This is a genomic window from Arsenophonus endosymbiont of Apis mellifera (assembly GCF_903968575.1).
Lineage (GTDB): Bacteria > Pseudomonadota > Gammaproteobacteria > Enterobacterales > Enterobacteriaceae > Arsenophonus > Arsenophonus apicola.
The window spans coordinates 168,276-177,706 of the sequence record NZ_CAJCFU010000024.1; the positions used below are offsets into that span (position 1 = coordinate 168,276).

General features: G+C 40.0%; 8 protein-coding genes, 2 tRNA genes and 2 rRNA genes. 2 read left to right on the forward strand and 10 right to left on the reverse strand.

Features of this window, described 5'->3' with window-relative positions; all coding sequences use genetic code 11:
• Window position 1: 1 nt before the first annotated feature.
• From ilvD to H1X92_RS01740, 5 genes are all read right to left on the reverse strand, one after another.
• Window positions 2-1,852 carry a dihydroxy-acid dehydratase gene (gene ilvD, locus H1X92_RS01720; protein WP_180558585.1) on the reverse strand — a complete coding sequence of 617 codons (1,851 nt, stop codon included), beginning with the start codon at window positions 1,850-1,852 and terminating at the stop codon, window positions 2-4.
• Window positions 1,853-1,915: 63 nt separating this feature from the next.
• Window positions 1,916-2,842: a branched-chain amino acid transaminase gene (locus H1X92_RS01725; RefSeq protein ID WP_180558586.1), complete on the reverse strand. Its 927-nt coding sequence runs from the start codon at window positions 2,840-2,842 to the stop codon at window positions 1,916-1,918.
• Window positions 2,843-2,851: 9 nt separating this feature from the next.
• Window positions 2,852-3,112 carry an acetolactate synthase 2 small subunit gene (gene ilvM, locus H1X92_RS01730; protein ID WP_180558587.1) on the reverse strand — a complete coding sequence of 87 codons (261 nt, stop codon included), beginning with the start codon at window positions 3,110-3,112 and terminating at the stop codon, window positions 2,852-2,854.
• Complete coding sequence (gene ilvG / locus H1X92_RS01735) at window positions 3,109-4,755, reverse strand: acetolactate synthase 2 catalytic subunit (protein WP_180558588.1); 1,647 nt, start codon at window positions 4,753-4,755, stop codon at window positions 3,109-3,111. The genes ilvM and ilvG overlap by 4 nt, the downstream gene beginning before the upstream one ends.
• A 123-nt stretch (window positions 4,756-4,878) precedes the next feature.
• Window positions 4,879-4,980, reverse strand: coding sequence for an IlvGEDA operon leader peptide (locus tag H1X92_RS01740; RefSeq protein ID WP_180558589.1), 102 nt, complete (start codon window positions 4,978-4,980; stop codon window positions 4,879-4,881).
• Window positions 4,981-5,451: 471 nt separating this feature from the next.
• Here H1X92_RS01740 and H1X92_RS01745 point away from each other — a divergent pair, with 471 nt between their 5' ends.
• On the forward strand, window positions 5,452-6,978 hold the full coding sequence (locus tag H1X92_RS01745) for a YifB family Mg chelatase-like AAA ATPase (RefSeq protein WP_180558590.1): 1,527 nt from the start codon (window positions 5,452-5,454) through the stop codon (window positions 6,976-6,978).
• 42 nt (window positions 6,979-7,020) lie between these two features.
• On the opposite strand, the gene H1X92_RS01750 is transcribed toward H1X92_RS01745, so the two are convergent.
• Window positions 7,021-7,359 (reverse strand): DUF413 domain-containing protein, encoded by a 339-nt coding sequence (locus tag H1X92_RS01750; protein WP_180558591.1) that lies wholly within the window; start codon window positions 7,357-7,359, stop codon window positions 7,021-7,023.
• Between the two features lie 118 nt (window positions 7,360-7,477).
• Here H1X92_RS01750 and hdfR point away from each other — a divergent pair, with 118 nt between their 5' ends.
• Window positions 7,478-8,296 carry an HTH-type transcriptional regulator HdfR gene (gene hdfR / locus H1X92_RS01755; RefSeq protein WP_180558592.1) on the forward strand — a complete coding sequence of 273 codons (819 nt, stop codon included), beginning with the start codon at window positions 7,478-7,480 and terminating at the stop codon, window positions 8,294-8,296.
• 271 nt (window positions 8,297-8,567) lie between these two features.
• Here the strand turns inward: hdfR and H1X92_RS01760 are convergent.
• The 4 genes from H1X92_RS01760 to H1X92_RS01775 form a co-directional block, all read right to left on the reverse strand.
• Window positions 8,568-8,643 (reverse strand) — tRNA-Trp (locus H1X92_RS01760).
• 7 nt (window positions 8,644-8,650) lie between these two features.
• Window positions 8,651-8,727, reverse strand: a tRNA-Asp gene (locus tag H1X92_RS01765).
• 47 nt (window positions 8,728-8,774) lie between these two features.
• Window positions 8,775-8,890: ribosomal RNA gene (gene rrf / locus H1X92_RS01770) — 5S ribosomal RNA — on the reverse strand.
• 180 nt (window positions 8,891-9,070) lie between these two features.
• A 23S ribosomal RNA gene (locus H1X92_RS01775) occupies window positions 9,071-9,431 on the reverse strand; the annotation flags it as partial.

A 9,431-nucleotide genomic window follows, 5' to 3' on the forward strand; every position in this document is an offset into this window, starting at 1 on the left:
TTTATCCTCCTAGCTTAGCTCTATCACGCACCGCTCCCTTATCTGCGCTTGTTGCCAATGCAGCATAAGCGCGTAGGGCAAATGAAACTTTACGTTTACGCTTGCGTGGCATCCATGCTTTGTCGCCACGCTGCAATTCAGATTGTCTACGTTGATCTAATAATGTGTTATCAATATTTAAGGCAATCCTGCGAGCGGGAATATCAATATCAATAATATCGCCATCTTCAATTAAGGCAATCAAACCACCACTTGCCGCTTCTGGCGAAATATGACCAATGGATAATCCTGAACTACCACCAGAAAAACGGCCATCAGTAATTAATGCACAACTACTGGCTAATCCCATTGATTTGAGATAAGACGTAGGATAAAGCATTTCCTGCATACCTGGCCCTCCTCTTGGCCCTTCATAGCGAATTACCACGACATCTCCAGCAACAATTTTGCCGTTCAATATTGCAGCTACCGCCTCCTCTTGACTATCAAACACCTTGGCTGAACCACGAAATGTCAGGCAATTTTCATTAACTCCTGCGGTTTTGACAATACAGCCATCGACTGCCAGGTTACCAAATAAAACAGCCAATCCGCCATCCTGGCTATAGGCATGCGCTAAATTGCGAATACATCCTGTTTGACGATCGAGATCTAAGGATGGCCAACGACATGTTTGTGAAAATGCTTGAGTAGTACGAATACCGGCCGGCCCTGCAGCATACATCTGTTTTACTGCATCATCCTGCGTCAATATGACATCATACTGGGCTAACATTTGGTTGACATTCAAACCCAAAATATTTTTTACCTGACGATTAAGTAATTGCGCGCGATCTAACTCACCTAAAATAGCGATCACCCCACCGGCCCGATGGACATCTTCCATATGATATTTGGCCGTACTGGGTGCTACTTTACACAAATGTGGTACTTTGCGTGATAAACGATCAATATCCGCCAAAGTAAAATCAACCTCAGCTTCCTGTGCTGCCGCTAATAAATGTAATACCGTATTAGTCGATCCTCCCATTGCAATATCCAGTGTCATCGCATTTTCAAATGCCGCTTTAGTGGCAATATTGCGTGGTAAAACACTATCATCATCTTGCTCATAGTATTTTTTCGTGATCTTAACAATACGTTTGCCCGCATCCAAAAACAGCTGTTTACGATCGGTATGCGTCGCAAGTAAAGAACCGTTGCCAGGCAAAGATAATCCTAATACCTCGGTCAAACAGTTCATTGAATTAGCAGTAAACATGCCTGAGCATGAGCCGCAAGTCGGGCAAGCTGAACGTTCGATTTGTTCACTTTCTTGATCACTTACAGCCGGATCCGCACTTTTGATCATGGCATCGACCAAATCAAGTTTAATAATCTGATCAGAAAGTTTGCTTTTTCCTGCCTCCATCGGGCCACCCGATACAAAAACAGCCGGAATATTTAAGCGCAACGCAGCCATCAGCATACCTGGTGTGATTTTGTCACAATTAGAAATACAAACCATCGCATCGGCACAATGAGCATTAACCATATATTCAACAGAATCAGCAATAAGCTCGCGGGACGGCAACGAATACAACATACCGCCATGCCCCATTGCAATACCATCATCAACCGCAATGGTATTAAACTCTTTTGCCACACCGCCAACGGCTTCTATTTGTTTAGCCACTAGCTGACCAAGATCACGTAGATGCACATGACCAGGGACAAATTGCGTAAATGAATTGACAACCGCAATAATTGGCTTGCCAAAATCAGCGTCGGTCATTCCAGTTGCCCGCCAAAGTGCCCTGGCACCAGCCATATTACGGCCATTGACCGTTGTAGCAGAACGATATTCTGGCATTTTTGCTCCCTTAGTATAAAAATTGACGATAATAAGACGCCAATAAACATCTCGCAATTTGAACTAACTATTGACAGGATCTAACCAGTTCCATTTATCTTTTGTCGTACCATCAAACAAACCAAAAAAAGCCTGCTGGATACGTTTGGTTACTGGGCCACAGTGACCAATCCCGACTTGAATACCATCAACACTACGAACTGGCGTAATCTCAGCAGCAGTACCGGTCATAAAAATTTCATCCGCCAGATACAACGATTCACGTGATAACATTTGTTCACGAACTTCAAATCCCAATTCAGTAGCTAACTTGATAATTGCATCACGTGTAATGCCGGGTAGTGCTGACGAGGTAAATGGTGGTGTAAAAAGTACCTTATCTTTAACTTCAAATAGGTTCTCACCCGCACCTTCGGAAATATAACCACTAACATCTAACGCAATTCCTTCCTGATAGCCATGACGACGCGCTTCACTACCTACCAGTAAAGACGATAAATAATTACCACCGGCTTTAGCGGCTGTCGGAATGGTATTGGGAGCGGCACGATGCCAAGACGAAACCATTGCATCAATACCTTGTTCTAGTGCTTTTTCACCTAAATACGTTCCCCATGGAAAAGCCGCAATAATGACATCCGTTTTATAACCTGGTGGTGGATTAACGCCCATACCAACATCACCAATAAAAACGAGTGGTCTAATATAGCCGCTCACTAACTTATTTTTACGGATGGTTTCGCGACAGGCTACCATTAATTCATCAACGCTTTGGTTTAAAGGCATGCGATAAATTTTTGCTGAATCGTGTAAACGCTGCATATGCTCACGATGGCGAAAAATTACTGGACCTTGATGAGAGTGATAACAGCGAATACCTTCAAAAACCGAAGTACCATAATGCAAAGAGTGAGACATAACATGTATCTTTGCTTCCGCCCAGGGCACCATTTCTCCGTTGAACCAAATATAATCTGCCTTTTTTGTCATTTTTTTACCTTACATTACGATTGATTGTTTGACAGCTTGTTGCTTGATTTCAATATCAAACACATCTACCAATTTAATTAACTGTGAACACAGTATATTCAGTGGACGTTGACTATTAACCGTTATCTCAATGCTAACGTTATTTCCATCCGATCGTTGATTCATAATTATTGCATTAACCTGAAATCCCCGATGACGAGTTACCCGCAAAATGCGCTCTAAAATCTCTGGCCGAAAGCGCGCTTCAATATTTAATCGATAGTGTCTCATAAGGGTTGCTCCATCATTTTTTCATTGCTGGCACCTGGAGGAACCAACGGCCAAACATTTTCTAATTCATTAATAGACACCTGTAGCAAAAAGGGGCCAGCATGACTAAATAATCTATCTAGTGCGTCGTTAATTTCTGATGTGTGTGTAATACACTGACCGGCAATATTGAATGATGCAGCTAGCGCAATAAAATCTGGATTATCCGTTAACTGGGTTTCACTATAGCGTTGTTGAAAAAATAGTTCTTGCCACTGACGTACCATACCCAAACGCTGGTTATCGATAAGCACAATTTTGATCGGTAATTGTTTGCGCTTTATGGTAGCTAATTCCTGAATATTCATCATAAAAGAACCATCACCTGAAATACAGATTACCGCTGCATTAGGGCGAGCTAACTGAGCGCCAATTGCGGCTGGAATGCCAAATCCCATTGAACCTAATCCACTAGAGGTAATAAAATTTTCCGGTGCTCGAAATGCCATATGCTGTGCCGTCCACATCTGATGTTGTCCAACATCGGTTGTAACAATCGTATCAGCATGCATACGTTCTGAGATTTGTTTTAACAAAGTAGGGGCATTGATAACATCCCCAATATAGTTATAATTCCATTCATACTCGCTTTTCAATGCGCTTATTTTGGCTTGCCATGATGCAATATTTAATGGACGTGCTAATTGCGGTAACAATAGTTTTGCATCACCGAGTAAACAAACATAAGCCTGACGCAATTTATTCAATTCAGCACAATCTATATCTAAATGGATGACTTTGGCATTAGGCGCAAATGTATTCAATTTGCCGGTCACACGATCATCAAACCTTGCACCTACCGCCAGCAATAGATCACATTCCTGTACTGCAAAATTTGCCGCTTTGTTACCATGCATACCCAACATCCCCAAATAATATGGATCATTTGCTGTGACGGCACCTAGTCCCTTTAATGTAGAAACAGTGGGTAATCCAGTGATAGCAATAAAATCTCTCAACTCAGCGACCGCTCCTGACATACCAACACCACCACCCACATACAAAATAGGCTGTTTCGCTTGTTGCATAATTTCACATGCAGTTGCTAATTGATTGGCAGAATAAAATGATTTTTGTGCAACTGGCATAAAATAGGGCGGCAAATGGGTCGTTTGTAACTGTATATCTTTAGGAATATCAATTAAGACGGGTCCTGGACGCCCCGTTGTCGCAATACTGAAAGCCTCAGTAATCACCTGTGGCAACATCTCAACAGAATCCACTAAGAAACTGTGTTTTGTACAAGCTAAAGAAAGACTTAAAACGTCAACTTCCTGAAAGGCATCTGTGCCAATAAGCTCCAAAGCAACCTGTCCTGTTATGGCAACAATAGGCACTGAATCTAATAATGCATCAGCTAAACCAGTGATCAAATTCGTTGCCCCAGGCCCAGATGTTGCGATACAGATCCCTGGTTTATTCGTTGCTCTGGCATAACCAATTGCAGCCATAACAGCACCTTGCTCATGACGACATAATAGATGCTGCAAATCACTATCATATAAAGCATCATAAACAGGCATAATGGCCCCACCCGGATAACCAAAAATCTGTTCAACCCCTTGGCTAATTAATGCCTGAACTAACCATTGCGCTCCATTCATTATCTGCTCCCGCACCCTAATTTATGTGGTTATTTTTTAAATTCTCACCGCTAACTAACACAAATTTAAAGCTAAAAAAAACCCCGCGCCTTTCGGTGCGGGGTTCTTGTGAAATCTGGCTAGTTATTCTGCCTTTCTTCTTCCAAGTGCTGCCCCGCACGGTGGGATAATCACCACCACGCTCACAATAATTAGGTTAATTATTAGGACAAACACGTTGGACATAATATTCGTTCTTTGATCTCGATAATTTATTTACTTATTTAGTGTTAACACGTTGCCATTTATTTGACAATAGTTATTTTATTTTTTTATTAAAAAATAAAAAATAACGATTAGAATCAATAAATTTACTTTATAATAAGATTATTAAACATTTTATGGAAAATAATTAAAATAAAAAATTACAAAATTCAAAAATTATAGAAAATAACACCAATATATAAATATTATTTAGCTTTGTGTAAAATTATTAGCTTAAGTTTAATCAGCTAAACTTAGATTATAATGTAGATCGCTTTAAATAATTAATAGCCGATTTTTTATTATAAATAATGACAACACTGTCCTAAAAAATTACAACAAAAGTAAAAATTTCTGATACTTCTCTAACAACCTTCCCATATTCATCAAAATCTAGTTGTCCTTAATTTACCGACGAAGAAAATTGAAATATGGACATGTTAGGGAGGAAATATGGCATTAGCTGTTATTTACACCAGAGCTTCAATTGGTATGCATGCCCCACGGGTAACTGTTGAGGCACATATTAGTAATGGACTACCTGGTCTTACCTTAGTAGGATTGCCAGAAACAGCTGTAAAAGAAGCGCGTGATCGTGTTAGAAGTGCTTTAATAAATAGTGGTTTTCAGTATCCATCTAAAAGAATAACCATCAATTTAGCACCTGCCGATCTGCCAAAAGAAGGCGGACGCTATGATCTCGCTATTGCACTCGCCATTTTAGCGGCATCGGAACAAATTACATCAATAAAATTAAATCAATTTGAATTCCTTGGCGAATTAGCACTTTCTGGCCAAATTCGTCGAATAACAGGAGTAATAACCGCGGCACAAGCAGCATTAAAAAATCAGCGTAAATTGATTACTTCTATAGAAAACGCAAATGAATTAAATTTATTACCAACTGAGAGTGTTTATTTTTGCGAACATCTACTAGCTATTTGTCATTTCTTACATGATCAAAATACTTTACCTCACAATCGAGAAACACCTATTACCAACCACAAGAAGACTAACGTAACTGATATCAATGATATAATTGGTCAACAACACGCCAAGCGCGCATTAGAGATTACAGCCGCCGGAGGACATAACCTTTTATTGCTTGGCCCACCTGGCACAGGTAAGACCATGCTTGCCAATCGCCTAATTACTATCTTACCTGATCTAACCAATCAAGAAGCGCTAGAGGTAGCTTCAATAAAAAGTTTATGTGATATTTCATTTAATAACGAAAAATGGCCTACACGGCCATTTAGAGCTCCTCATCACAGTGCTTCTATGGCAGCATTAATAGGTGGCGGCAGCTTACCCAAACCTGGGGAAATATCTTTAGCCCATAATGGTATTCTATTTCTTGATGAACTAGCTGAATTTGAACGAAAAGTACTCGATGCCCTTAGGGAACCCTTAGAATCTGGTGAAATAATAATTTCGCGTGCAAAAGCTAAAGTTAATTTTCCAGCCAATATTCAGCTTATTGCCGCTTTAAATCCCAGCGCGATGGGCCACTATAAAGGTATATATAACCGAGCTAGCCCAAAACAGATCCTCCGTTATCTAGCAAAGATATCTGGGCCATTCTTAGATCGTTTTGATCTCTCTATAGAGGTACCTCTTTTACCACTAGGGACATTAAGTCACTCTACACCAACAAATGAAACCAGTTTCAATATAAAACAACGAGTGATACAAGCAAGAAAACAACAAATTGAACGTTCGGGTAAAATTAATGCAAAACTAAGTAGCAAAGAAGCCTCACTTTTTTGTATACTAAAGCCGAATGATGCCCTTTTTTTAGAAACAACATTAAATAAACTTGGCCTCTCAATCAGAGCTTGGAATCGTATATTAAAAGTTTCACGAACTATTGCCGATTTAAAACAGCAACAACAAATTGAAAAAATTGATATTATTGAAGCAATTAGTTACCGCAGTATGGATAAGCTACTTATTCAGTTACAAAAACAAATTGCATAATAAAGGGGTGCTAAAACCCCTTTTTTTAGATCTATGATGATATTAATCTTCAGTATCGGTATAGTCTTCTGAGGGATCTAGTTGTGGTTTACCTCCAGATAAGGTATGAAAACGCTTAGGTCGGCTAATACGAGTCATATACTTAGACCATACTTTTTCTTCTAGTGTCACAGGTTCGCGTTCACCGCGACACATAGCTACAAAAAGTTTTTCTTCTTCTGTCTGTGGTTGACGCTTACCTAAATCAAGTTCATTGAAAGCTTGACCGCAACGTTCTAACAACTGAGCTTCTTTAATGGTGAAATCACCATGACGAGAAAAACCTCGAGGATAATTTTTATTATCAAAAAAACGATTAGTCGTGATAAAGCTTTCTGCCATCTAACACACTCCTACCTCTCTAATGTCACACTCATTATGGCGCGGAGTATTAGTTAGCTATTGCATTCTGTAAAACAAAACATTTAAATCGTTAAGATTAAAAATTTTGGAGATTGTTGTGGATACTGAATTATTAAAAACTTTTTTAGAAGTTAGTAAAACTCGACATTTTGGTCGAGCAGCCGAATCGTTATACCTAACACAATCAGCTGTCAGTTTTCGAATACGTCAATTAGAAACTCAATTAGGGACTATTTTATTTGCCCGGCATCGCAATAACATTCGTTTAACTGCGGCAGGCGAACGCTTGATTCCCTACGCAAAATCGTTAATAAATACCTGGCTACAAGCTAAAAAAGAAATTTCTCAACAATCATTACACACAGAATTTTCAATAGGCTCAACAATATTACTATGGGAAGGATGCTTAACAAATTGGATACAACTTATCTATCAAAAACATAAAGAGCTTCATCTTGAATGCAGAATATCAACGCGACAATCTTTAGTAAAACAGCTTCATTCACGTGAACTTGATTTACTTATTGCAACCGAACCACCAAAAATGGATGAGTTTGAAAGCGCTATCATTGGTGAAATAAAATTACAACTGATAACAAATAAAAAAAATTTAACGCTATCGAAATTCAATCTTATCAAACTTGACTGGAATGCTGATTTCAATATTACTGAAAATTCATCTTTACTTGAAAATTCGCCTACACTACTAACAACATCGGCTAATCTTGCCCGGGAGCTATTATATCCAACAAAATCCGCCGCTGTTTTACCCATTCATTGGCTTAATCAATACCTTGAATTAGAAACCCTATTGCCCGTTGTCTATAGCAAACCAATTTATGCTATTTGGTTACAAAATAATGGACACGAAACATTGATTGATAAATTAGTAAAAATACCTATTAAGAATAATTAATTATGAATAAGTAAAATATAAACTTTTAGCCATATAACCAATTATTAATAAAAAATATTTATTATGGCCAAAAAGTACAAAAAACGATCGTAATGTTTTTGTCTCTAATATCTATGAAAAATAAGATGATAGACTAAAGATCCATCAATTTAATAAATAAAAATTAGAATATTAAAAATAGAAACATAGTTTTGAGGGATCCATAGAAAAATACCCAGTCAATAAAACTGGGTTTTTTGATATTTAATAACATTATTTATAAAGCTATAAATGGCAGGGGCGGAGAGACTCGAACTCCCAACACCCGGTTTTGGAGACCGGTGCTCTACCAATTGAACTACGCCCCTAAATAGGTGGCGGTGCGGACGGGGCTCGAACCCGCGACCCCCGGCGTGACAGGCCGGTATTCTAACCAACTGAACTACCGCACCACCCGATTTATTTCACTAATGGCCTCAGCCATTAGCATTAAATTAACGTCTGGCAGCTCCCTACTCTCACATGGGGAGACCCCACACTACCATCGGCGCTACGGCATTTCACTTCTGAGTTCGGCATGGGATCAGGTGGCACCACCGCGCTATTACCGCCAGACAAATTCTTTTTTCGCTATCCTGTTTCGTTACGCTACTGCCTCGGGCGCTCATCTCGGCTGCCTCTCGCTATGCGCAGGCCATCTCGCCCGTTGACTTCTAGCGCCGTAACCGCTTACAGGCACCAATCTCTGAACAAGCTAAAATCTCTTCTCTCTTCTCAAAACACCTTCGGTGTTGTCAGGTTAAGCCTCTCGGGTCATTAGTACTGGTTAGCTCAACGTATCGCTACGCTTACACACCCAGCCTATCTACGTCCTCGTCTCGAACACCCCTTATAGGACATTACTGTCAGGGAAGACTCATCTTGAGGCAAGTTTCCCGCTTAGATGCTTTCAGCGGTTATCTCTTCCGCACTTAGCTACCAGGCGATGCCATTGGCATGACAACCTGTACACCAGTGGTGCGTCCACTCCGGTCCTCTCGTACTAGGAGCAGCCCCCCTCAATCTTCCTTCGCCCACGACAGATAGGGACCGAACTGTCTCACGACGTTCTAAACCCAGCTCGCGTACCACTTTAAATGGCGAACAGCCATACCCT

Bases quoted from the DNA above. Each gene is read 5' to 3' on its own strand.
- ilvD (WP_180558585.1), bottom strand. From the start codon at position 1,852: ATGCCAGAATATCGTTCTGCTACAACGGTCAATGGCCGTAATATGGCT.
- H1X92_RS01725 (WP_180558586.1), bottom strand. From the start codon at position 2,842: ATGACAAAAAAGGCAGATTATATTTGGTTCAACGGAGAAATGGTGCCC.
- ilvM (WP_180558587.1), bottom strand. From the start codon at position 3,112: ATGAGACACTATCGATTAAATATTGAAGCGCGCTTTCGGCCAGAGATT.
- ilvG (WP_180558588.1), bottom strand. From the start codon at position 4,755: ATGAATGGAGCGCAATGGTTAGTTCAGGCATTAATTAGCCAAGGGGTT.
- H1X92_RS01740 (WP_180558589.1), bottom strand. From the start codon at position 4,980: ATGTCCAACGTGTTTGTCCTAATAATTAACCTAATTATTGTGAGCGTG.
- H1X92_RS01745 (WP_180558590.1), top strand. From the start codon at position 5,452: ATGGCATTAGCTGTTATTTACACCAGAGCTTCAATTGGTATGCATGCC.
- H1X92_RS01750 (WP_180558591.1), bottom strand. From the start codon at position 7,359: ATGGCAGAAAGCTTTATCACGACTAATCGTTTTTTTGATAATAAAAAT.